General features: G+C 73.2%; 18 protein-coding genes, 1 pseudogene and 1 riboswitch. Of the genes and pseudogenes, 8 read left to right on the top strand and 11 right to left on the bottom strand.

The window, feature by feature from the left end:
• Window positions 1-4 precede the first annotated feature (4 nt).
• A complete protein-coding gene (gene dacB / locus UO65_RS36995; protein ID WP_052021770.1) occupies window positions 5-4,774 on the bottom strand; it encodes a D-alanyl-D-alanine carboxypeptidase/D-alanyl-D-alanine endopeptidase in 4,770 nt (1,589 codons plus the stop codon).
• A gap of 125 nt (window positions 4,775-4,899) precedes the next feature.
• Here dacB and UO65_RS25770 point away from each other — a divergent pair, with 125 nt between their 5' ends.
• A complete protein-coding gene (locus tag UO65_RS25770; protein ID WP_035287313.1) occupies window positions 4,900-5,397 on the top strand; it encodes an inorganic diphosphatase in 498 nt (165 codons plus the stop codon).
• A 74-nt stretch (window positions 5,398-5,471) separates the two neighbouring features.
• On the opposite strand, the gene UO65_RS25765 is transcribed toward UO65_RS25770, so the two are convergent.
• Entirely contained in the window at window positions 5,472-6,170 is a 699-nt protein-coding gene (locus tag UO65_RS25765) for an SMI1/KNR4 family protein (protein WP_152552269.1), read from the bottom strand.
• 102 nt (window positions 6,171-6,272) lie between these two features.
• Here UO65_RS25765 and UO65_RS25760 point away from each other — a divergent pair, with 102 nt between their 5' ends.
• Complete coding sequence (locus tag UO65_RS25760; RefSeq protein WP_035287411.1) at window positions 6,273-7,076, top strand: intradiol ring-cleavage dioxygenase; 804 nt, start codon at window positions 6,273-6,275, stop codon at window positions 7,074-7,076.
• Window positions 7,077-7,128: 52 nt separating this feature from the next.
• Here the strand turns inward: UO65_RS25760 and UO65_RS25755 are convergent, their stop codons facing one another.
• From UO65_RS25755 to glyA, 3 genes are all read right to left on the bottom strand, one after another.
• Window positions 7,129-8,769 carry an MDR family MFS transporter gene (locus UO65_RS25755; protein ID WP_035287309.1) on the bottom strand — a complete coding sequence of 547 codons (1,641 nt, stop codon included), beginning with the start codon at window positions 8,767-8,769 and terminating at the stop codon, window positions 7,129-7,131.
• Entirely contained in the window at window positions 8,769-9,296 is a 528-nt protein-coding gene (locus UO65_RS25750; protein ID WP_052021768.1) for a MarR family winged helix-turn-helix transcriptional regulator, read from the bottom strand. The genes UO65_RS25755 and UO65_RS25750 overlap by 1 nt, the downstream gene beginning before the upstream one ends.
• Window positions 9,297-9,445: 149 nt before the next feature.
• Entirely contained in the window at window positions 9,446-10,708 is a 1,263-nt protein-coding gene (gene glyA, locus UO65_RS25745; protein ID WP_035287405.1) for a serine hydroxymethyltransferase, read from the bottom strand.
• A 33-nt stretch (window positions 10,709-10,741) separates the two neighbouring features.
• A riboswitch (ZMP/ZTP riboswitch) is annotated at window positions 10,742-10,833 on the bottom strand.
• A 52-nt stretch (window positions 10,834-10,885) separates the two neighbouring features.
• Here glyA and UO65_RS25740 point away from each other — a divergent pair.
• Window positions 10,886-11,341 (top strand): DUF4442 domain-containing protein, encoded by a 456-nt coding sequence (locus UO65_RS25740; protein ID WP_035287306.1) that lies wholly within the window; start codon window positions 10,886-10,888, stop codon window positions 11,339-11,341.
• A 3-nt stretch (window positions 11,342-11,344) separates the two neighbouring features.
• Here the strand turns inward: UO65_RS25740 and UO65_RS25735 are convergent, their stop codons facing one another.
• Complete coding sequence (locus tag UO65_RS25735; protein WP_035287303.1) at window positions 11,345-12,346, bottom strand: LysR family transcriptional regulator; 1,002 nt, start codon at window positions 12,344-12,346, stop codon at window positions 11,345-11,347.
• Between the two features lie 53 nt (window positions 12,347-12,399).
• Entirely contained in the window at window positions 12,400-12,918 is a 519-nt protein-coding gene (locus tag UO65_RS25730) for a gamma carbonic anhydrase family protein (RefSeq protein WP_035287300.1), read from the bottom strand.
• 24 nt (window positions 12,919-12,942) lie between these two features.
• Between UO65_RS25730 and UO65_RS25725 the strand changes: the two genes are divergently transcribed.
• Entirely contained in the window at window positions 12,943-13,974 is a 1,032-nt protein-coding gene (locus tag UO65_RS25725) for an LLM class F420-dependent oxidoreductase (RefSeq protein ID WP_035287297.1), read from the top strand.
• Here the strand turns inward: UO65_RS25725 and UO65_RS38340 are convergent.
• The gene (locus UO65_RS38340) at window positions 13,942-14,841 is read right to left on the bottom strand and encodes a hypothetical protein (protein WP_233427840.1); all 900 of its coding nucleotides are present in this window, start codon (window positions 14,839-14,841) and stop codon (window positions 13,942-13,944) included. The two genes, UO65_RS25725 and UO65_RS38340, sit on opposite strands and share 33 nt — an antisense overlap.
• Window positions 14,842-14,959: 118 nt before the next feature.
• Between UO65_RS38340 and UO65_RS25715 the strand changes: the two genes are divergently transcribed.
• Window positions 14,960-15,748: a hypothetical protein gene (locus UO65_RS25715; protein ID WP_052021767.1), complete on the top strand. Its 789-nt coding sequence runs from the start codon at window positions 14,960-14,962 to the stop codon at window positions 15,746-15,748.
• Window positions 15,745-17,457, top strand: coding sequence for a serine/threonine-protein kinase (locus UO65_RS25710; protein ID WP_035287392.1), 1,713 nt, complete (start codon window positions 15,745-15,747; stop codon window positions 17,455-17,457). The genes UO65_RS25715 and UO65_RS25710 overlap by 4 nt, the downstream gene beginning before the upstream one ends.
• Before the next feature lie 9 nt (window positions 17,458-17,466).
• On the opposite strand, the gene UO65_RS25705 is transcribed toward UO65_RS25710, so the two are convergent.
• Window positions 17,467-18,102, bottom strand: a complete 636-nt coding sequence (locus UO65_RS25705; RefSeq protein ID WP_035287294.1) for an MSMEG_1061 family FMN-dependent PPOX-type flavoprotein — start codon at window positions 18,100-18,102, stop codon at window positions 17,467-17,469.
• Between UO65_RS25705 and UO65_RS39055 the strand changes: the two are divergent.
• Window positions 18,065-18,289, top strand: a pseudogene (locus UO65_RS39055) (hypothetical protein); the annotation flags it as partial. The gene UO65_RS25705 and the pseudogene UO65_RS39055 sit on opposite strands and share 38 nt — an antisense overlap.
• Window positions 18,290-18,318: 29 nt before the next feature.
• On the top strand, window positions 18,319-18,762 hold the full coding sequence (locus UO65_RS25700; RefSeq protein WP_324608984.1) for an oxygenase MpaB family protein: 444 nt from the start codon (window positions 18,319-18,321) through the stop codon (window positions 18,760-18,762).
• A gap of 51 nt (window positions 18,763-18,813) precedes the next feature.
• On the opposite strand, the gene UO65_RS25695 is transcribed toward UO65_RS25700, so the two are convergent.
• Both UO65_RS25695 and UO65_RS25690 read right to left on the bottom strand, forming a co-directional pair.
• Window positions 18,814-20,181 carry a DUF4407 domain-containing protein gene (locus tag UO65_RS25695; protein ID WP_052021766.1) on the bottom strand — a complete coding sequence of 456 codons (1,368 nt, stop codon included), beginning with the start codon at window positions 20,179-20,181 and terminating at the stop codon, window positions 18,814-18,816.
• On the bottom strand, window positions 20,171-21,466 hold the full coding sequence (locus tag UO65_RS25690; RefSeq protein ID WP_146241134.1) for a coiled-coil domain-containing protein: 1,296 nt from the start codon (window positions 21,464-21,466) through the stop codon (window positions 20,171-20,173). Before UO65_RS25690 ends, UO65_RS25695 begins: the two co-directional genes overlap by 11 nt.
• Window positions 21,467-21,474 lie beyond the last annotated feature (8 nt).

Raw genomic sequence — 21,474 nt, 5'->3', positions numbered from 1 at the left:
GCCCTCACCGACAACCGCAACCGCGCAACGTGGCCGCCACGGCGTCCAGCGCGGGCTGCGCGGCGCCCGGGTCGGAGCCGTTGGACATGAGCGCGAACACCAGCAGCCGACCGTCGGAGTCGAGCACCACCCCGGCGAGGGAGTTGACCCCGGACAGGGTGCCGGTCTTGGCCCGCACCCAACCCTTGCCCGCGGTCTCCGCGGGCCCCTGGTAGCGCCGCGCGAGGGTCCCGCTGCCCCCGGCGACCGGCAGCCCGCCGAGCAGCGGCCGCAGCTTCGCCGTGCGCGGGTCACCGCTGTCGGGGGAGGCGGCGACCTTGAGCACGTCGGCGAGCAGGGTGGACGTCACTTTGTTCAAAGTGGACATTCCACTGCCGTCGCTGAGCTGCACCGCGGAGGTGTCGAAACCGTTCTGCTTCAACGTGTCGATCACCGCCGCCGTGCCGCCCCTGAACGACACCTCCTTGCCGACCGCGCGGGCGACCTCGCGCAGGAGCGCCTCGGCGAGCACGTTGTCCGAGCGCTGCAGGGCGTTGTCGACCAGCTCCACGATCGGCGCCGAACGGACCTCGCCGAGCACCCGCGCCCCCTCGGGGGCCTTCACCACGGCCTTCGCGGGCACGGTCGCCCCGATGCGCTCGGCGAACTGCTCCGCGAGCGTGCGCGCCGGGTTCGCCGACCGCGCGGACACGGCCTTGGTGGGGTCCGCCCGCCCGCCGTCGAGCATCGCCGGGACGATCGGCGAGATGTACCCGGCGCCCACGTCACCGGGCAACCACCCCTGCGCGAGCGGGTCACCGGTGTACCGGTCGAGGTCGAGCAGCACGGTGTCGACGGGACCTGTGGCCTTCACCTGGTTGACCAGGTCGCCGAGGTGTGCCGCACCCGGGTACACGGAACTCTCACCGGGCGCCAGGGACGACAGCGTGACGTCCCCACCACCGACGATGACCACCGTGCCGGGCTTGTCGCCCTGCACGACCCGGGTGGTCAACTGCTCGGCGTGCGGGATCGCCAGCAGCGCGGCGGCCGTGGTCAGCACCTTGGTGGTGGAGGCGGGCACGAGCGGGGTGTCGGCGTTCCGGGAGAACAGCACCTCACCGGTGGTCGGGTCGACGACGGTCCCGGTGAGCGTGCCCAGGGCCGGGTTGCCCGCCGGACCGGCGAGCGCCGCCTGCACCCCGGCCGCCGTGGGCGCCGGGACACCGCCACCGGGGCCCCTGAGGGTCGGGGTGAACTGGACGGCCGCCGCGGGCGGCGCGATGTCCACGGCGGGCGTGCCGCCGCTGATCCCGAGCTTGTCGGCCACCCCGGGGACGAGGTAGACGACCCCGGCGCCGAGCGCCAGCACGACCACCACCGTGACGGCCACGAGCAGGCCGCGCCTGCGCCGGGGCTTGGGCGGGTCCTCGACCCCCGAGCCGGGTCGCGGCGGCACCCGGCGGGGTTCGGCGCGGGTGGCGCCGGACTCGGCGGTTCCGCCGGGCGCGGCAGTTCCGGCGGCTGTGGCGGTTCCGGCGGCCGTGGCGGTTCCGGCGGCCGTGGCGGTTCCGGTGGGGGCGACCGGTTTCGGGTCGGCGGAGAGGGCGGCGAGGCTGATCACCTGCGTGCGCTCCGCGGGCCGGTCCTGGGTACCGGTGCTGCCGGGCCGATCATGGACCCTGATCCGCTCCTGCGTACCGGTGCCGCCCGGCCGGTCCTGCGTACCGGCACCACTCGGCCGCTCCTGGACCCTGGTTCGATCCTGCGTGCCAGCGCCGCCTGATCGGTCCTGGGCCCTGATCCGGTCCTGCGTACCGGTGCCGTCCGGCCGCTCCTGGACCCTGGTCCGGTCCTCTGCGCCGGTTGGCCGGTCCTGAACCCGGGGCTGGTCCTGGGTCCGGGTGGTCGGGTGGTCGGGCGTGCGCCCCTGCTCTTGGGTGCGGCCGGGCGGCTGGTCCTGGGGGAGGCCGGTGGGCTGCGCGGGCCTGCCCGGGGCCTGCGCCCGGCCGAGGGGGGCGAGGCCGGTGACCTGGGTGCGTTCGGCCGGGCTCTCCGGCTGCGGCCGGGGGCCGTCCGGGCGGGTCACCGGGAGGCCGGTGAGCTGCGTCCGCTCGGCCGGGCCCTCCTCGGGAGCGCGCGGCCGCCCACCCGGGAGACCGCCGCGGCCGGGGGCGAGCCCGGCGGGACCGCGCCCGCCGTGCGGCCCGACGGTGCCGGGCACGCGGGACCAGCCGGGGCGGTTCAGCTCGGACGTGCGGTCGCCCTGCGGCGGCGTGGGGCGGGGGTTGGGCGCGGTGCGGTCCGCGTCGGGACGCGGGACGAACCGGGTCGGCGGCTCGGGCCGCTGGTCCGGGGGGACCGGCCGGGTGAACCGGGTGGGCGGCTCGACATCCGGGCGCCGCAGCTCGGCGGTGCCACCGCCCGGCTCCTGCCCGTGGAGCTCCGCCGGGTCGGGGAGGTCCGCGTGCTGGTCGTGCTGGTCCTCGTCCCGGCTGGTGTCGTGCGGGTGGGCCGCCGCGTAGCCGCCGTCATCGGGCAACTCGCTGCGGTCGGCATCGTGGCGCACGTCGTGCGGGTGGTCACCCACCGCGTAGCCGCCCTCATCGGACCGCTCGCCCCCATCGGCATCCCGGTGCACCTCGTGCGGGTGGGCCTCCGCCGCGTAGGCGCCGACGTCGGGCAGCTCGCTCCGGTCTGCATCCCGGTGCGCGTCGAGCGGGTGGCCGCCCTCACCGGGCAGCTCGCCCCCTCCGGCATCCCGGTGCACGTCGTGGGGGTGGGCCGCCGCGTAGCCACCCTCACCGGACCGCTCGCCCCCATCGGCATCCCGGTGGACCTCGTGCGGGTAGGTCTCCGCCGGGTAGGCGCCGACGTCGGGCAGGTCGGCATTGTGGTGCATGTCGTGCGGGTGGTCGCTCGTCGCATGACCGGCCTCGTCGGGCAGGTCGCGCTGGTGCGCGTCGTGGTCGGGGGCGGCGGTCGTCCGCTCAGCGGGGGTGTGTTCGTCTGCCCGCTGCTCGTCGGCGGCCGGGTGGGTGCCGCGTGGGTGGTCGGCTGTCGGGTGGTGGTGGTCGGGTTCGCCTGCTCGGCGGTTGTCGAGTGGGGGCGCGTCGGGGTCGTGGAGGTAGGCCTCGTGGTCGTCGAGGGCGTTGTCGTCGAGGTCGTCGACCAGGGCGTAGGCGTCCGCGATGTCGTCGGGGCCGACGCGGTGGACGGTGGGCTCGTCGTCGAGGCCATCGACCGGGGTCGTCGTTTCCCAGTTGAACGAGAAGGACGGCGGGCGCGGCTCCTCGGCACCGGAACGGTCGTCGGTGTGGGGGGCGGCGGGGTGCTCGGTTTCGCCAGGTGTTCCGGTGGCGGGGGCCGGGGCGGTGGTCTGGGCGTCCGATCCGGTCTGGGCGTCAGGTGGGGCCTGGGGGGCGGGGCGGTTTTCCGCCGGGGTTTGGAGGTCGGGGTGGGCGTCCTCGGGTGACGAGGGCTGCTCGGCGGTCGGTTCTCCGACCTCGGCGCGGTCTGGCTCGGCGTTCGGTGCGGCCGACTCGTCGGCCGGGTCGGTGTCCTGCGATTGCTCGGCTGCCTCGGCTCGCTCGGCGTTCCGGTCGTGCTCGGGTTCGTCGGCGTGCTCAGCGGGCTCGGTGAACTCGGCGGGCTCAGCGGTTCCGGCGGGTGCAGCGGGCTCGGTGCGCTCTGCGGCGAGGCCGCTCTCACCGCGTTCGATGCGCTCTGCGGCGGCGGAGCCGCTCTCACCGCGTTCGATGCGCTCTGCGGCGGTGGGGTCGCCTTCGCCGCGTTCCATCCCGGCGGGATCGCTCCCGCCCCGCTCATCGCCTTCCACCGCAGCGGGATCGTCCTCGCCGCGTTCGACGCGCTCCGCCCCAGCGGGGGCGCTCCCATCCTGTTCAGCGCGCTCCACCGCAGCGGGACCACTCTCGCCGGGCTCAGTGCGCTCTGCGGCGGGGCCGCTCTCGCCGCGCTCTGCCGCAGCGGGATCGTGCTCGCCGCGTTCGGTGCGCTCCGCCCCAGCGGGATCGCTCTCGCCCTGGTCGGTGCCTGCCGCGGCGGAGCTGTCCTCGCCCTGGTCGGTGCGGGATTCCGCGTCTTCGACTGCGGCAGGTTGCTCGTCTCCGGCCGCCTGTCGGGAGGCGGCCGAGGGGGCGGCGTCCGCGTTCGGCTCGGTGGGGGCCTGTTCGGCGGCGGTGGGGGCCGCGGTTTCCGGCTCGCCGGACCGCGGTCGCTCCTCGGTGGGTGGCTCGGCCTCGGGCCACGCGGTTCCGGGGGGAGCGCTGTCCCGCTCGGCACCGGCCGCGTCGGGGCCGGCGCCGGGAGTGCTCGGGTCAGCAGCCGCGTCGGGCCGGGTCTGGTCGGGACCGGGGGTCTCCTGGCCGGTCGGAACACCTGCCTGCCCGGTGTCCCCTGCCTGCGCGGGGCGCTCGGCGGACCCGGGCTCGGTGGGCTCTGCGGCGGTCAGTTCGTCGTCGCCCGTGGTGGGCCAGGCGGTCGGTTGTGGGGGGTTGCCCGCAGGTTCACCCGACTGTGCGACGGCTGCCGGGGGTGTCGGACCGGGTGCCGGGACGTGGGGCTCGTCACTCCCGGCGGCGTTCGGGGTGGGCGGGGTGGGCTCGTCCGGCACCGCGGGGGTGGTGTCGTCGTCCTGGGCGGGCCAGGCGGTGTCGTCGGCGCCGGGCCAGGCGGGGGTGTCGTCGGGCACCTCTGGGGGACGTTTCGGCAGGTCATCAGGTTGCCGCCGGTGCGCGTCGGACTGCTGCCCGACGGTGGGGTCCTGCTCGGGCACGCGTGGTCCTCCCCTGGTGTCCTGCGAACGTCACACCGCATCCGTCGGGATCGGTGCCTGCCGCCAGTCCGGTGTGGTCCACACTAGTGATGTAACAAACGCAGCCGAGACGAGCGAGGGACGGCGTGGAGTTCGACGTCACGATCGAGATCCCCAAGGGGGTCCGCAACAAGTACGAGGTGGATCACGAGACGGGGCGGATTCGACTCGACCGCACCCTGTTCACCGCGACGCAGTACCCGGCGGACTACGGCTTCGTCGAGAACACCCTCGGCGAGGACGGTGACCCGCTGGACGCACTCGTGCTGGTCCAGGAGCCGACGTTCCCCGGGTGCCTGATCCGCTCCAGGGCGATCGGCATGTTCCGGATGACCGACGAGAAGGGCGGCGACGACAAGGTCCTCTGCGTCCCGGCCAACGACCCGCGCACCGAGCACCTGCGCGACATCCACCACCTGGCCGAGTACCACCGGCTGGAGATCCAGCACTTCTTCGAGGTCTACAAGGACCTGGAGCCGGGCAAGAGCGTCGAGGGCGCGAGCTGGGTCGGCCGGGCCGAGGCGGAGGCGGAGATCGAGCGCTCGTACAAGCGGCTCAAGGAGTCGGGCCTCACCCTGCACTGAGGACCGGTGGTGACAGGGCCCCGCGCGTCGATGACCGGGGCCCTGCTTCGACCCGCCGCACCACCTGAGCCGTACTACCTGATCCGCCAGCGCAGCCAGCCCGCGTCGACCTCCGGGCGGTAGCGGTCGGCGAGCGGGCCGGTGCCCTCCTCCAGCAGGTCGGCCGTCTGCTCCAGCAGTTCCGACAGCCCGGTGGGCCAGCGGCCCGGTCCGGGTCCTTCGTCGAACTGCTCCCCGAGCGAGCCCGCTCCGCGCTGGTCGAGGTAGAGCAGGCCGCCCCCGCCGTCGACCGCGAACGGCACGAAGCGGCCGTCCCAGCCGGGCTGACCGGGGCCGGAGCACATCCGCCTGGTGTGGCCCGCGATCTCCCCCACCGACATCGGCCGGTAGGCGAGCGGCAGCACGAACCCGCCCGCGCTCGACCCGTCGTGCCTGCGCAGGGTCGCGACCAGGTCGCCGGGCAGTTCCACCCCCACCTCCCGCTGCAACGCGCTCAGCGCGGCGGCGGGCGCGGGGGCGTTCCAGCGGGCCGCGGTGCGCGGCGCGTGCACGGCCAGCCAGGTCTCGATGCGCGTCCACGCGGCGTCGACCCGGCGGGTGAGGATCTTGGTGGGTTCCGGCACGGTCGTGGACCCACCGCCCAGTCGGCAGCCCGGTGCCGGGGTGATGACCGGGGCCGGGGCGGTCACCGGCGGGGGTGGCTGCGCGCCGAGGAACCACGCGGCGGTGATGACCAGCCCGCCGACCAGGAAGATCGACAGCACGACGCGCACGTTCCCCCCAGTGGTCCCGGGCGCAACTATCGCAGAGCCGCGCACAGCCGGAGCACAGCCCTTCCCCAGTCGGGTCCCGGGGTCCGCGCGCAGCCTGTGGTCATGCACCCGAACCGGGAAGACACCCAGGCCACCGACCACGACCGCGGCCTCGCGTTCGACATGGCCACCCTCGGCCGCCGCCGGATGCTCGCGCTCCTCGGCGGTGCGGGCCTGGCCGTGCTCGCCGGCTGCGCCACCGCGGGCACCGGCGCCCCCGCGACGACGACCCCCGCGACCAGCACCGCCGACGTGGCCGAGATCCCCGACGAGACCGCGGGCCCCTACCCCGGGGATGGCACCAACGGCCCGAACGTCCTCACCGAGTCCGGCATCGTCCGCTCCGACATCCGGTCGAGCTTCGGCGGCTCGACCACCACCGCCCAGGGCGTCCCGCTCAAGGTCGAGCTGGCACTCGTCGACAACGGCGAACCGCTCAGCGGTGCCGCGGTCTACCTGTGGCACTGCGACCGCGAGGGCAACTACTCCCTCTACGCGCGGGGGCTCACCGGTGAGAACTACCTGCGCGGTGTGCAGGAGGCGGACGCCAACGGCAGGGTCAGCTTCACCAGCATCTTCCCGGCGGCGTACTCCGGCCGCTGGCCGCACATCCACTTCGAGGTCTACGCGTCCCTCGTCGAGGCCACCGCCGCGGGCGACCCGGTGAAGACCTCGCAGCTGGCCCTCCCGGAAGCCGCCTGCACCGCCGTCTACGCCACCGACGGCTACTCGCAGAGCGTCCGCAACCTCAGCCGGTCCTCCCTGGAGAGGGACAACGTGTTCAGCGACGGCTGGGACACCCAGCTCGCGGAGGTCACCGGCGACACCGGCTCCGGCTACACCGCCACCCTCACCGTCGGCCTCTGAATCGGGAAGAGCCCCGCACCTCGGGAGGTGCGGGGCCCTTTCGCGTGCCGGGTCAGTGCATGGCCACCGGGACCGGCGCGGCCGCGTCGGCTTCCGCGTCGGCGGCGCGCTCGATGCCGGACTTCATCGACAGCGGCACCTCCTTGAGGAACCAGATCAGCGCGAACGCGACCAGGACGGTGAAGCCGCCGACCAGGAACACCGTGTCCAGCGAGCTGGCGAACCCGGTCAGGATCGGTCGGGCCAGCGCCGGGTCCAGCGTGGTGAGGAACTCGGTGTTGTTCAGGTCGACCCCGGTCGCGGGGGAGAAGCCGGGGTTCTGCGCGGCCGCGGCCAGGAACGCCGGGTCGGTGCGGGCCGAGGCGAACGCGTCGGTGATGCGGTCGCCGACGACGCTGAACAGGATGGACAGGAACACCGCCGTGCCGACGGTGCCGCCGATGGACCGGAAGAAGGTCGCCGACGAGGTGGCGACGCCCATGTCCTTGGGCGGCGCGTCGTTCTGGACGACCAGCACCAGCGTCTGCATGTTCAGGCCCAGCCCGGCACCGGCGCCGACCATGATCAGCATGATCAGCCACAGCGGGGTGTCCACGCCGATGGTGGCGAAGGCGAACATGGACGCGGTGAGCACGCCGAGGCCGATGATCGGGAACTTCTTGTAGCGCCCGGTCTTGGTGATGATCGCGCCGGAGCCCATGGCGGCGACCAGGATGCCGAAGGTCATCGGCAGCGTCATCAGCCCGGAGGCGGTGGGCGTGGCGCCCTTGACGATCTGCAGGTACAGCGGCAGCGACATCATCATGCCGAACATGCCGACGCCCATGATGAAGTTGACGGCGTTGGTGAGGCTGAACATCGGGCGGCGGAAAAGCCGCAGCGGCAGCAGGGCCGCGTCACCCATCCGCTTCTCCACCGCGACGAACGCGGCCAGGCCCAGCACGCCGACGCCGTACATCAGGAACGCCCGGCCGGAGGCCCAGCCCCACTCCCGGCCCTGCTCGGCGATGATCAGCAGGGGCACCAGGCCGACGGTCAGGGTGACCGCGCCCCAGTAGTCCACCCGCTGCGGGACGCGCTTGTGCGGGACGTTGAGGTAGCGGGCGACCACGACCAGGGCGACCAGCGCGATCGGGATGTTGATCAGGAACACCCACCGCCAGCCCTCGAACCCGCCGAAGCTGTCCAGCCCGGCGAAGAACCCGCCGACGACCGGACCGGCCACACTGGACAGTCCCCAGACGCCCATGAAGTAGCCCTGGTACTTGCTGCGCTCGCGCGGGGAGACCAGGTCGGCGATGATCGCCAGCGCCAGCGACATCAGGCCACCGGCGCCGAGGCCCTGCACCGCGCGGAACGCGGCCAGCTCGTACATCGAGTTCGCGATGCCGGAGAGCACCGAGCCGAGCAGGAAGACGCTGATCGCGGTCAGGTACATCGGCTTGCGGCCGTAGATGTCGGACAGCTTGCCGTAGAGCGGGGTGGAGATGGTGGCGGTGATCAGGTAGGCGGTGGTGGCCCAGGCCTGGATGGTCTGGCCGTGGAGCTGGTCGGCGATCGTCTTCATCGCCGAGGACATGATGGTCTGGTCGAGCGCGGCCAGCAGCATACCGAGCAGCAGTCCGGAAAGGACGGTCATGATCTGCCGGTGGCCCAGTTGCCCGGGAGCGGCATCCGAAACCGTGGTGGACATCAGGTTTCCCCTTCGGAACGCGCCGGTGCGGCGCATTCGGTGATCAAGGTAGGCAGGTGGGTCTGGTGGTCGACCAGGAACCGCTCGAACAGCTCGACGAACCGGTCGAGGTCGTCGGGCTCCCAGTGCGCGACCATGCGGGCGATGGACAGCGCGTAGCGGGCGCGCTGTTCCTCGAGCAGCCGCACCCCGCGGTCGGTGACGGCCAGCAGGCTGGCCCGCCCGTCCTCGGGATCGGCGCGGCGCTCGACGAGCCCGTCCTTGACCAGCGCCGCCACCTGGCGGCTGACCGTGGACGGGTCGGAGTGGATCGCCTCGGCGAGCGCCCGCGAACGGCTCGGACCGAGGTGGAGAAGGCTTTTCAGCAGGACGATGGCCGAGCGGTCCATCCCGGTCTTGCTCATCCGGGCGGCGAAGCTCGCCTGCTGCTTGCCGAAGCCGAACAACGCGTTGGCCAGCCGGGTGCCCCGCTCCACGTTCGGCGGGGTGGGTTCGGCGGCCACCGCGTCCGGCTTCGGCGCGACCATGGTGAACCCCCAGTTGCTTGCAACACCCAATTAGTTGGTGGATACAAGCATGCACCGGGACGCCGCCGCGGGGCAACTCGGTTTCCTGTGACCCCGCTCGCAGCCCCGGCGCCGGGCGGCGCCGGGGCGAAGCGGACTATTCGTGCAGGTCAGGCCCAACCGGGCATCGAGTACCCGGCCAGCAGCTCGCGCACCTCGGCGGCCACCGCGGCCACCGCGGCGGCGTCGTCCTCGGCCCCCGCGCGCACCGCGCGATCCATCCACTCGGCCACCTGGGGCATCTGGTCAACCCCCAGGCCGCGCGTGGTGATGGCGGCGGTGCCCAACCGGATGCCGGACGGGTCGAACGGCTTGCGCGGGTCGAACGGGACGGTGTTGTAGTTCAGCTCGATCCCGGCCGCGTCCAGCGCCTTCGCCGCGGGCTTGCCCGCCACCCCCTTGGCGGTGAGGTCGACCAGGATCAGGTGGTTGTCGGTGCCCCCGGAGACCAGGTCGAAACCGCGCTCGACCAACGCCTCGGCCAGCGCCTTGGCGTTGGCGACGATGGCGTGGGCGTAGTCGCGGAACTCCGGCCGCGCCGCTTCGCCCAGGGCGACGGCGATCGCGGCGGTGGTGTGGTTGTGCGGCCCGCCCTGCAACCCGGGGAAGACGGCCTTGTCCAGCGGCTTGGCGAACTCCGCGTCGGACATCAGCATCGCCCCGCGCGGCCCGCGCAGGGTCTTGTGCGTGGTGGTGGAGATGATCCGCGCGTGCCCCACCGGCGAGGGGTGCGCGCCCCCGGCGACCAGCCCGGCGATGTGGGCGATGTCGGCCACCAGGACCGCGTCGACCTCGCGGGCGATCTCGGCGAACCCGGCGAAGTCGATCGTGCGCGGGATCGCCGTGCCACCGCAGAAGATCAGCTTGGGCCGCTCCCGCAGCGCCACCTCGCGCACCTCGTCGAGGTCGACCCGCCCGGTGTCGCGGCGCACGCCGTAGCGCACGGCGTTGAACCACTTACCGGTCGCCGAGACCGACCAGCCGTGGGTGAGGTGCCCGCCCGCGGGCAGCGCCATGCCCATCACGGTGTCGCCGGGCTCGGCCAGCGCGAGGTAGATGGCGAGGTTCGCGGGCGAACCGGAGTAGGGCTGCACGTTGGCGTGGTCGACGCCGAACAGGGCCTTCGCCCGGTCGACCGCCAGCGTCTCGATCGGGTCGACGAACTGCTGGCCCTCGTAGTAGCGCTTGCCCGCGTACCCCTCGGAGTACTTGTTGGTCAGGACGGTGCCGGTCGCCTCCAGCACCGCCCGGGAGACGTAGTTCTCGGAGGCGATGAGCCGGATCTTCTCGAACTGGCGCTGGGCCTCGCCCTGCACGAGGGCGGCCACGTCTGGGTCGGCTGCGGTGAGGGCGGGGACGTCGGGCTGGTGCACGGGCGGGCCTTTCTGCGCGCGGCTGGTCGTCGCGCGGAACACCCAGGCGTTCGGTGCCGTCCTCCGCCCAGGACCGCTCCCCGGTGGTCGATTCCACCCGCTGCACGCCAGTCACGGCCCTGGGTTCCCACGATAGCACCTGGCGCAGCTATGTTACCGGCGAGTAATGTTCGGGGCATGAGCACCGAGTACGCGTGGGTCGCCGACGCGATGAAGCAGTCCGTCCCCTGGGTCAGCACCGCGGGCGTCGAGTTCACCGAGGTCGCCGCCGACCGCGTCGTCTGCACCCTCCCCGACGTCGAGTCGCAGCGAAACCACGTCGGCGGACCGCACGCCGCGGTCATGTTCGGCCTCGCCGAGACGGCCTCCGGCGCGGTCGGCCTGGCCGCCTTCAACCAGGTCATGTCCCGCGCGACGCCGCTGGTGGTGAAGTCGGAGATCCAGTACAAGAAGCTGGCCCTCGGCGCCCTCACCGCCGAGGCCGTGCTGACCCGCCCGGCCGCCGAGGTCGTCGCGGAACTGGAGGCGGGCACCCGCCCCGAGTTCACCGTCGCCTGCACCATCACCAACGCCGAGGGCGTCACCACGGCGCTGATGGACGTCGTCTGGACGTTGAAGCCGAACAAGCAGTAGGCGCTACGACGGCGAGCTGGGGCGTGGCAGGCGCAGGGCCACGTCCAGCTCGGCGTGCGCCTCGGGGTGCTCGGCCCACCAGCGGGCGTAGGTCGGGTTGCGGTCCACGATCGACCGGTAGGCGTGCGCCACGCAGGAGAACACCTCCTGCCGCCGCGCGCCCAGCGGACCGTCCAGCCGGATCACCAGCACGACCGGCAGCGTGAGCACCGACCCGCTCAGCGGCCGGATCACGAACCCCGGCCCGCCCAGCGACGCGGGCTGCGCCAGGCACACCGCGCCCGCCGCGGCCAGCGCCATCGCCGTGCGGCCCTCGGTGACGTGGTGGGTGATCCGCGGGGTGAACCCGACCGCCTCGCACGCGGCCCGGAAGCGCAGCCGCATGCAGTCCTGGTCCGGGGGCGGCACCACCCAGTCCAGGCCCGCCAGGTCGGCGAGGTCGACCTCGTCGCGCGAGGCCAGCGGGCTGTCGGAGCTGAGGGCGACGAACTGCGGCTCCTCGACGATCGTGCGCACCTCGACGTCGCGCAGCGCGCGGTTGTCCATGCCCTCGAACCGCTCGAACACCGCCAGGTCCGCCTGCTTCGACGAGATCAGGTCCAGCAGCGCGGGCCCGGAGGAGTCGATCTCCGTGCGGAGCTGCGAGCAGCGGACCCACGCGCGCAGCTCCGCGATCAGCGCGCTGGCGAACAGCATCGGCGTGGCGGCGACCACCAGCGGCGCCTCGGCCGGGTCCGACCGGTGCGACCGCGCCGAGGCCAGCAGCACAGCCATGTCCTCCAGCACCACCCGCGCCGAGCGGACCACACCGCGGCCCAGCTCGGTCGGCACCGAGCCGTGCGCGGAGCGGACGAACAGCTCGCCGTCGAGCAGCCGCTCGATGGAGCGCAGTTGCGCGGTCAGCGCGGGTTGGGTGACGCCGAGGCGGATCGCCGCCTTCGACACGCTGCCCTCCTCGGCGATGGCGCAGATCGCCCGCAGGTGCCGCAGCTCCAGTTCCGCCATAGCACCCGTTGATACCCCTGACCACCGGCACCGCGCCAGGGGCACCGCCGACCTCACACGGGTTCGGCGCCCTCGGCGTGCCTGCGGGCCAGGTCGCGGTAGATGTCGGCGTTGTGGTCGACGAACAGCTTCGGCACCCCGTCCAGCGGGACCATCCGCTTGGCGGGCACGCCCATGGCGACCACCTCGGGCGGCACGTGGGTGCCCGGCCCGACCATCGCTCCCGCCGCGACCAGGGCCCGCGCGCCGATGACCGCGCCGTCCTGCACGGTGGCGCCGTTGCCGATCAGGGCCTGCTCGCCGATGGTGCAGTCGTGCACCACGCACAGGTGGCCGATGGTGGCGTTGCGGCCCACCTCGCAGCCGTCGGTGTTGGTGTGGATCACGGAGTTGTCCTGCACGTTGGCGCCCTCGCGCAGCACGACCGGCCCGAGGTCGGCGCGGATGACCGCGCCGTACCAGACCGAGGCGCCCGCCTCGACGGTCACGTCCCCGACCAGCGTCGCGGTGGGGGCGATCCACGCGGTCGGGTGCACGCGCGGGCTCTTGCCTTCGAACGAGAACATCGGCATGGGGGTCACAGTAATGTCGGCGGTGTGAAGCTCGATTCGGGTGGTTACGCCGACACCGTGTCCCAGGCCGCGGACGCGGTGGTCGCCGCGGAGCGGGCGGGCTTCGACGGGGCCTGGGTGGCCGAGACGCGGCTCGACCCGTTCGTCGCGCTGGCCGTGGCGGCCGAGCGCACCGAGCGGATCGAGCTGGTCAGCGGCATCGCGGTGGCCTTCGCGCGCAACCCGATGACGGTGGCGGTCGCGGCGAACGACCTGCACCTGCACTCCGGCGGCCGGTTCGTGCTGGGGCTGGGCTCGCAGGTCAAGCCGCACATCACCAAGCGGTTCGGGATGCCGTGGTCGGCCCCGGCGGCGCGGATGCGCGAGTTCGTGCTGGCCGTGCGCGCCATCTGGGCGGCCTTCGAGTCCGGCGACCGGCTCTCGTTCACCGGCGAGTTCTACCGGCACACGCTGCTGACACCATTCTTCAACCCCGGCCCGAACCCGCACGGCAACCCCCGGGTGCTCCTGGCCGCCGTCGGCGAGCGGATGACCGAGGTGGCTGGCGAGGTCGCCGACGGGGTGCTCTGCCACGGCTTCTCCACCGAGCGGTACCTGCGCGAGGTGACCCTGCCCGCGTTGGAGCGCGGCCGGGCCAGGGCGGGCAAGCCCCTGGCGGGCTTCGAGGTCAGCGGTCCGTCGTTCGTGGCCACCGGCGCCACCGACGAGGAGTTGGCCACCGCCGTCGCCGAGGTGCGCGGGCAGATCGCCTTCTACGGCTCCACCCCCGCCTACCGGGGCGTGCTGGAGCTGCACGGCTGGGGCGGGTTGCAGGACGACCTCAACGCGCTGGCCAAGCGCGGCCGGTGGGCCGAGATGGCGGGCCTCGTCGACGACGAGGTCCTGCACGCCTTCGCCGTGGTCGGCTCCCCGGCCGAGGCGGCGGCGGAGGTCCGGCGCCGCTTCGGCGACGTCGTGGACCGGTTCACCCTGACCACGTCCGGGGCGCCGGACCCGGCCCGCTGGAGCGCGGTCCGCGCCGCCCTACGCGAAGCGGACCAGGGCGGCGCCGACTAGGACGAAGAACACCAGCACCACCAGCGTCCCGGAGCTGCCGCCGGTCGAGCTGGTGACGATCTGGTCGACCGCGCCGGTGAGCACGACACCGCACTCGGCGGTGATGGTGTGCCTGCCCGGCTCGACCCTGGTGAACTCGACCCCGGCGGTGAAGCCGCCGGTGGCGTCGGCCGTGGTGGAGCCGACGCGCTGACCGCCCGAGGTGAGCACGACCGGGGCGCCCGGGGTGCAGCCCTCGCCCTCGGCGGAGAGGTCGTCGCCGGGTTGCACGCTCTCCCGGTCGAGGCGCAGGTCCCCCTCGGGGGCGTCGGCGGTGGTGATCGGCGGGAGCGTGGTCGAGGTCGTCGGCGCCGTGGTCGTGGTGGTGGTCGGCACAGTGGTCGTGGTCACCGGGGCGGTTGTCGTGGTGGTGCGCGGCGAGGTCGTGGCGACCGGTGGGGTCGTGACCCGCGGCGGGGTGGTCGGGGTGACGACGGGTGGCGGGGTCGTGGTGACCGGCGGGGTGGTCGGCGCGGTGGTGGTGGGCTTGGTGACGGTGAAGCGGGTGACCGACGTGTACCTGTCGCAGGTGAGGGTGATCGCGTAGGTGTTCGGCGTGGCCGAGGCGGGGGCCACGACGCCGACCTGGAGGTTCGGGTACGGGGTGGGCGGGATCGTGGTCAGCGCGGTGCTGAACGTGACGGTCTTGCACAGGGCGCCCGCGTTGGAACCCCAGTGGACGGTGAAGGCGGTGCCCGCCGGGCCGGAGGTGGGGCTGACCGAGGAGGAGAAGGTCGGCTGCTGCGCCCGCTCGACGGGCTGGGCCTGCGCCGGGCCGCCCGACAAGCCGACGACCATCACGGCGACGCCCGCTGAAGCGATTCCCACAGGGACGATTCCCAGAGTGCGCACGACCACTTCCCTCGCTCGATGGAACGCCCCGGCGACGACCTGCGTCGCTGTAGCATTCCGCGTCAATCGGGCCCGCCTGAACCGGAGTCATCCCATGGGACGTTTTGTCGGCACGGCGGTTGCCCTCGTGACGGTGCTGGCCTTCGGCGCCGCCCCGGCCGCCGCCCAGGGGTCGGATGATCCGCTCCGGGTGGTGGTCACCGTGGACGGTGAGGACATCACCGGGCGCACCGTCACCTTCGACCCGGCGAGGCCCGTCGAGGTCTCGCTGACCGTGCGCAACCCCGGCGCCGCCAAGCAGGAGGTCCGCCTGGTGCGGATCACCGGCGTGGCGCTCGCGCTGACGTTCTTCTCCTACGACACCACGGTCCCGTTCGAGGTGCCCTCACGCGGGCAGGTCACCCGCACCTTCCCGCTGGACGTGCGCGACCTCGACGGCCAGGCGATCGGGCTGCTGCCGACGACGGTGGCGCTGCTCAGCGAGGACCGGGTGGAACTGGCCAGCTCGGACACGGTGGTCGACGTGCGCGGGTCGTTCTGGTCGGTCTACGGCGTCTTCGGCGTCGCGCTGCTCGTGCTGACGGCCCTGGCCTGGACCGGCGCGCTGCTGGCGCTGGCCCAGCACCGCCTGTCCGCCAACAGGTTCCGGCGCGCGCTGCGGTTCCTGCCAGCCGGGGTCGGCACCGGGCTGGTGGCGGTGGTGACGCTGTCGGTGCTGCGGCTGGTGCCGCCGGAACCCGAGGTGGAGATCCCGATCGTGCTCGGCGCCGCGCTGATCGGCCTGCTGCTCGGCTTCCTCACCCCGCACCCCGCCCCCGCGGGCTCCCCGGACCCGACCGGTGACGGCCCGACGGTGGCGCTGACCCGGGAGTGGACCCGATGAGCGCTCCGGCCGGGTTGGCGGCGGCGCTGCCGCAATATCAGGTGGGACCGGTCATCGGCTCCGGCGGCATGGGCGTGGTGTTCTCCGGGGTGCACCGTTCCCTGGGCAGGCAGGTGGCGATCAAGCAACTGCCCGCGGCGGTGGCGGGCGACCCCGACGTGAACGCCCGGTTCGACCGGGAGGCGCGGGTGCTGGCGGGCCTGGACCACCCGCACATCGTCCCGGTCTACGACTACGTCCAGACCGGCACCGACAACCTGCTGGTGATGGAGAAGCTGGACGGCGGCACGGTCCACGACGCCTTCCGCGGACGCGGGCTGACCGGCGAGCAGTCGTGCGCGATCGCGCTGGCGGCGCTGGCCGGGCTGCACGCCGCGCACACCGCCGGGGTGCTGCACCTGGACGTGAAGCCGAAGAACCTGCTGTTCACCTCGGCCGGGGTGGTGAAGGTGGCCGACTTCGGCATCGCCCAGGTCGTCAGCGAGGGCGCCACCCTGATGACGCACGCGGGCGAGGTGCTGGGCACCCCCGCCTACATCGCCCCGGAACAGGCCATGGGCAACGCCCTGTCGCCCGCGGCCGACCTCTACGCCACCGGCACGGTCCTCTACGAACTCCTCTGCGGCGACCTGCCGTTCGACCGCACCCGGGGCGCGGTGAGCATGATGCGCCAGCGGATGTTCACCGACCCGCGGCCGCTGCCCCGCGTGCCCGCCCCGCTGTCCACAGTGGTCATGCGCAGCCTGGCCAGGGACCCCAGGCACCGCTACCGCGACGCCGAGGCGTTCGCCGTCGACCTCGGCGCCGCGGCCACCGCCGTGTTCGGCCGCGGCTGGCTGGAACGAGCGGGCATCCCGGTGCACCTGGGCCCGCGCGTCCTGGGCTCGATCGCCGACCAACCCGGCCCGGACAACCCGACAGCGGTCACCCGACCGGTCCGCGGCACCGCCGCCCCGGAGCCCACCAGGGCGATCCGGCCCGCCGACCTGCGCCCGGCCGCCGAGGTGCTGGGCCGCCCCGGCCGGTCCCCCCTGTTCCCCGGCCTGGTCGCCGCCGTGGCCCTGCTGGTGATGCTCGCCCTGCCGTTCCTGGCCCCCGAGACCCTGGCCCACCCCGGCACCGCCGACACCCTCGCGATCGACGGCAAACCCGCGGTGACCCCCGTCTCCCTGGACCTGAGCAGGCCGTTCACCGTCACCGGCGCCCCGGCCCCCGCCACCCTCCGGTTCACCCTCAGCGCCGCCGGGGTCGACCTGGACACGGTCGAGGTGCCGGTCACCCCGAACCCGGACGGCACCTTCACCGCCACCGTCGAACCCCGGCCGCTCACCCGCTGGCTCGTCGGCGGCGCCGCCACCGGCACCCTGGACACCGGCACGGGCGAACCCCAGCGGTTCGCGGTCCGACCGCCGCAGACCCCGATCGCCAGCGCGATGGGCGGCGGCAGCCTGCTGCTGGCCCTGTTCGCCCTGGCCTACCTCGAATCGGTCATGCGCACCCTCCGCCGCGGCCACCGCCGCCCGGCCGCCCCGGTCGCCGCGCTCCCGCTCGGCGCCGTGCTGGGCCTGGGCGTGTGGCTGTTCGTCTCCACCCTGGGTGCCCGCGAGCCGTCCGCGGGGTACGCCACCGGGGCCGCGGTCGCGGGCGCCCTCGGCGCGGCCGCCCTGGTCCTGGCCACCGCGTGGTCGGCCCGCCGCCGGGCGTCCTGAGGCGCGGCCTCAGGCGAGGCGGTTGCGCAGGCTGTCGACCATGTCCCGTTCGACGTCGGCGAGGCTGATGCCCGGGTCGCGCAGGTGGGTGTGCACGACCTCGGCCGGGGTCGGCTGCGCGGTGGCGTCGGGCCAGGAGGCCGGGTCCCAGAGGGCGGAGCGGACGAACGCCTTCGGGCAGTGCGTGAACACCTCGTCCGGCCGGACCACCAGCGCCGCCCTGGGCGCCTTGCCGACCGCGGTGAGCGACGCGAGCAGTTCCGGCCGCCTGCTCACGCACGCCGCCCCGTTGACCCGCAGCGTCTGCCCGCGCCCGGGGATGATGAACACCAAACCGACCCGCCCGGTCACCACGACGTTGCGGAAGGTGTCGATCCGCCGGTTGCCGGTGGCGTCCGGGACGACCACGGTCCCGTCACCGAGCACCGACACGAACCCCGGCGGCCCACCGCGCGGCGAGACGTCGCAGCGGCCGTCGGCGTCGGCGCTGGCCACGAACACCAGCGGCGCCAGCGCGATCAGCCACCGAGCCATGTCGTCGACGGTGTCGATCTCCTTGCCCCTGCCCTGCCCCGCGGGTTCGGGGTAGAGCTCCCGCAGCTCGTCGATGTCGGTGATGGCGTCGGTGAACAGGTCGTCGGTCACCCGGGGACGCTATCCGGGCGCACCGGCTCGCGGTAGTGACACCGACGACGGCCTGCCACGGGAACGACCCCATGGGCCCCTCGGTCCCGCCTCCGTCACCTGGCGCGTCATGGCGGACGCCCGCACGGCGCTGTGCGGCGGCCGGGTGCTGCTCGTGCAGGTGGCCCACCCGGCCGTCGACGCGGCCGCCAACCACCTCACCTTCCGGCACGCCCCGTGGCCGCGCCTGTGGGACACGGTGAACTCCGCCTCCGCCTCACCTACGGCGGCGCGAGGGCCCACGCCGAGTCCACCCGACTGCACACCCTCCACCGCGAATGGCGCCATCTCGGCCGCATCCTCGGCATCCCCGACCACACCATGCCCCGCGACCACAAGGACTTCCGCGCCTACGTCGAGGAGAAAACCGCCACCCTGACGGCAAACCATCCCATACAGGACGTTCTGCACTCACTCATCGGCGCGGTACCGCCACCCACCAAGTGGTTCCCCGAACCGTTGTGGCACCACCTGTCCACCCGCCCATCCGTAAATCGGTCCACAATGGATGACTGCCGCTTCGCCCGTCAGTCCGACCGCATCCGCCGCACCGTGTCGGCCCTGCCCGCCTGGGCCAGCCAGTACCCCGCCGCCACCTCCGCCTACGCGTCAGCCCGGTAATCCCCGCCGTGGTGGGGCGGGCACATGGACCTGCCCGCCCCACCACGGCCGTCAGCGCCCTCCCCGGCGTTCCAGTTCAGCTGCCAGCCGGTCGATCTCGGCGGCCTCGTCGATCCGGCGCCGGGCGGAGTTGGCCCGGTCGGTGGCGGTCATGGCCGCGATCCTGTCTCGCAGCTTGCGGTCGGACTGCCGCATCTGGATTTCCAGGTCAACACCATCGCGGTTCTCGTGGACGTGCATGTGCTTGTCGTGCAACCGCTTCGCACCCTCCAACTGCCGGGTGACCTGCTCGTCGTAGGCGGTCGTCCCACCCATGAGCTTGGTCAGGACCGGCAGGCAGTCCAGCGCGACCAGCAGCAGCCGGAGCACCCACTGGGCGACCTCGGCGAACAGGTCGCGGTCGGCGACGCGCCCCATGGCGCTCACCTGGTCCAGGATGTCGACGCCGACCAGGTTGGCCCGCTTCTCCTCGACCTTGGCGGTGATGTCCTCGCCGATCCGCACCGCCGCGCCCGCGCGGGAGCGGGCGACCTGGTCGGTGAGGTCGGTGACCTTCTGCTCCAGACCGAGCTGCTCGACGTGCAGCCTCTCGATCTGGTTGTCGACGCGGAACTGGTCGGCCTTGGCCCGGTTCCGGAGGCACTCGCCGCCCTCACCGGGCACGGCGGTCAGGCCCGGCCCCGCTCGGCCCGCGCACTCGTCGCGCGCCAGCCGCTCCAGCTCGGCGTGCTTGGCGTCCAGGTCGACCAGCACGCCCTTGGCCCGGTCCCGGATGGCGGTGGCCTCTTCGAGTTGCGACTCCAGCGCCTGCGGCGTGTCACCGGGGTTCAAGCGGTACCCGTCGCAGGCCGGGTCCTGGTTGAGCCCACCGGTGGCCGGGTTGCACACCCGCAGCGTGCTCTGGTAGCCCTCGACCTCCGCCTTCCGGAATTCCTTGATCTCGGCGGTGATCGAGGAGCCGAACACCCAGAGCACCAGCGGTTCGGCGATCACCAGGCCGAGCAGCACCGAGAGCACCAACCTAGGCGCGAAGACCCGCAACCGCCCGTGGCGGCTGCTCCCGTTGGTGCTGGTGATCAGCCAGCTGTCGACAGTGATGATGATCAAGCCCCAGAACAGGCCGAGCGGCACCAGCAGCCACGGGGACACCGCACCGACCGTCGCCATGGCGATGGTCATCGAGAACCCGGCGAGCACTCCGGTGTTGAGCACGATCAGCCCCAGCCGGGTGTAGCGGGGTCGCTCCTCCGGCACCCAGTCGAGGATGTCCTCCTTGACGCCGACCAGCCTGCGCAGCACCACCGGGAGACCCCGAGCGGGCCGGACCGGCCGGTACAACCCCGGCATCGCCTCATTGGTCAGCGACGACCGGACGGGACGCGGGTCCAGCTCGGGCGGGGACGCGAGATCAGTCGGCATCTTCTTCCCTCACCATCTCGTCGGCTTCGCGGTCCAGGCCCGCGAAGCCGTTTGCCGGGGATCGATCCCGGTCGGGCTCCGGCAGGGCCGGGGCCTCCTGCTCCGGTGCGGCGGGAACCGCCAGCATCGAGTTGACCACCGAGTCCAACCGCAGGTTGGCGGTGGCGAGGTGGCCCTGCTCGGCCAGCTCCTTGATCACTGCCAGCTTGGCGTGCAACTGCTGGCGCTGGTCCTCGCGGTCCATCTTCCGGTCAGCACGCACCCACTCGGCCCGCTTGATGCTGTCCTCGCGGTGCGCCGCGATCCTCAACCGCTCGCGCTCGCGCTGCCACTCGGTCTCCCGGCGCCGCTCGACCCGCTCGGCCTCGGCCTCGGTGAGCCGGTCCTGCCGCCGGGTCTCGTGGATCGCGGCCAGGCCGTCGGCGAGTTCCTTGGCGGTGATCTCCTTGCTCGAGTAGGCGAGCGCCAGCGCTCGTACCGGGTCGTCCGCGATCGCCTCGGCAGCCTTCGCCTGCTGGAACAGCTCGTACTCGCGTCGTTCGGCATCCATCTCCAGCTCCCGCTGCTGGCCCTCAGCGGCGAGCCGGGAGTCCCAGAGCTCGCGGTCGGCGCGCAAGCTCTGCTCCTGCAACAGCTGGGTGGTGACGATGTCGTGCTGGGTCCGCAGCCGCTCGGATTCCAACGCGTGCTGTGCGGCCACCTCGCGCCGCGACTGCTCCAGGGCTGAGAGCTCCTCCGGTGTCATCACCTCGACGCTGGCGAGGGCCACCTCCACCCCGGGGAACTGCGGCGGCGTGACCTCCAGGTACGCCATGACCTGGGTGCTGAGCTTGCGCCGGATCTCGTTGATCCGGGAGATCGGGTAGTCCAGCCCCAGCTCGAACAGCCGCTGGTGACCGCGCAGGTAGGCGCGCAGCATGCCCGCGGCCTCCTGCGCCCCGCTGCGCACCACCGAGAGCGGGTCGGTGACCGAGCACAGGAAGGTGGCGAGCACGGTGAACGACGACGCGTCCTGCGACGGTATGGTCAGGTTCACGACCACCGCCACGTCCCGGGCCACGTCCACGACGGACACGTGCGAGGCGTCCACGACGGTGGATGAATCCAGGGGCATGGTGAAGTTGTCGACCACGTAGTCACCCCGTACCCGGTAGACCAAGCGGTGGTGGGCAGCCAGGTGTGGGATCTCGTCGGTGGTGCGACCACTGCGGCCGCGGCCGAACATCCGCTTGCGCGGGAGGGGGTCGAGTACTACCTGTCGGACGATCGGGTAGGGCTGTGCCATGTCCAGTT

The organism is Actinokineospora spheciospongiae (genome assembly GCF_000564855.1).
GTDB lineage: Bacteria > Actinomycetota > Actinomycetes > Mycobacteriales > Pseudonocardiaceae > Actinokineospora > Actinokineospora spheciospongiae.
Note: the sequence above shows the minus strand (reverse complement) of the source record. Positions and strands in the feature narration are given on the sequence as shown.

What these genes read in the sequence shown, in the direction of transcription:
- UO65_RS25760 (WP_035287411.1), top strand. Translation starts at nt 6,273, where the DNA reads ATGCACCCGAACCGGGAAGACACCCAGGCCACCGACCACGACCGCGGC.
- UO65_RS25755 (WP_035287309.1), bottom strand. Translation starts at nt 8,769, where the DNA reads ATGTCCACCACGGTTTCGGATGCCGCTCCCGGGCAACTGGGCCACCGG.
- UO65_RS25750 (WP_052021768.1), bottom strand. Translation starts at nt 9,296, where the DNA reads ATGGTCGCGCCGAAGCCGGACGCGGTGGCCGCCGAACCCACCCCGCCG.
- UO65_RS25740 (WP_035287306.1), top strand. Translation starts at nt 10,886, where the DNA reads ATGAGCACCGAGTACGCGTGGGTCGCCGACGCGATGAAGCAGTCCGTC.
- UO65_RS25735 (WP_035287303.1), bottom strand. Translation starts at nt 12,346, where the DNA reads ATGGCGGAACTGGAGCTGCGGCACCTGCGGGCGATCTGCGCCATCGCC.
- UO65_RS25730 (WP_035287300.1), bottom strand. Translation starts at nt 12,918, where the DNA reads ATGCCGATGTTCTCGTTCGAAGGCAAGAGCCCGCGCGTGCACCCGACC.
- UO65_RS25715 (WP_052021767.1), top strand. Translation starts at nt 14,960, where the DNA reads ATGGGACGTTTTGTCGGCACGGCGGTTGCCCTCGTGACGGTGCTGGCC.
- UO65_RS25710 (WP_035287392.1), top strand. Translation starts at nt 15,745, where the DNA reads ATGAGCGCTCCGGCCGGGTTGGCGGCGGCGCTGCCGCAATATCAGGTG.
- UO65_RS25695 (WP_052021766.1), bottom strand. Translation starts at nt 20,181, where the DNA reads ATGCCGACTGATCTCGCGTCCCCGCCCGAGCTGGACCCGCGTCCCGTC.
- UO65_RS25690 (WP_146241134.1), bottom strand. Translation starts at nt 21,466, where the DNA reads ATGGCACAGCCCTACCCGATCGTCCGACAGGTAGTACTCGACCCCCTC.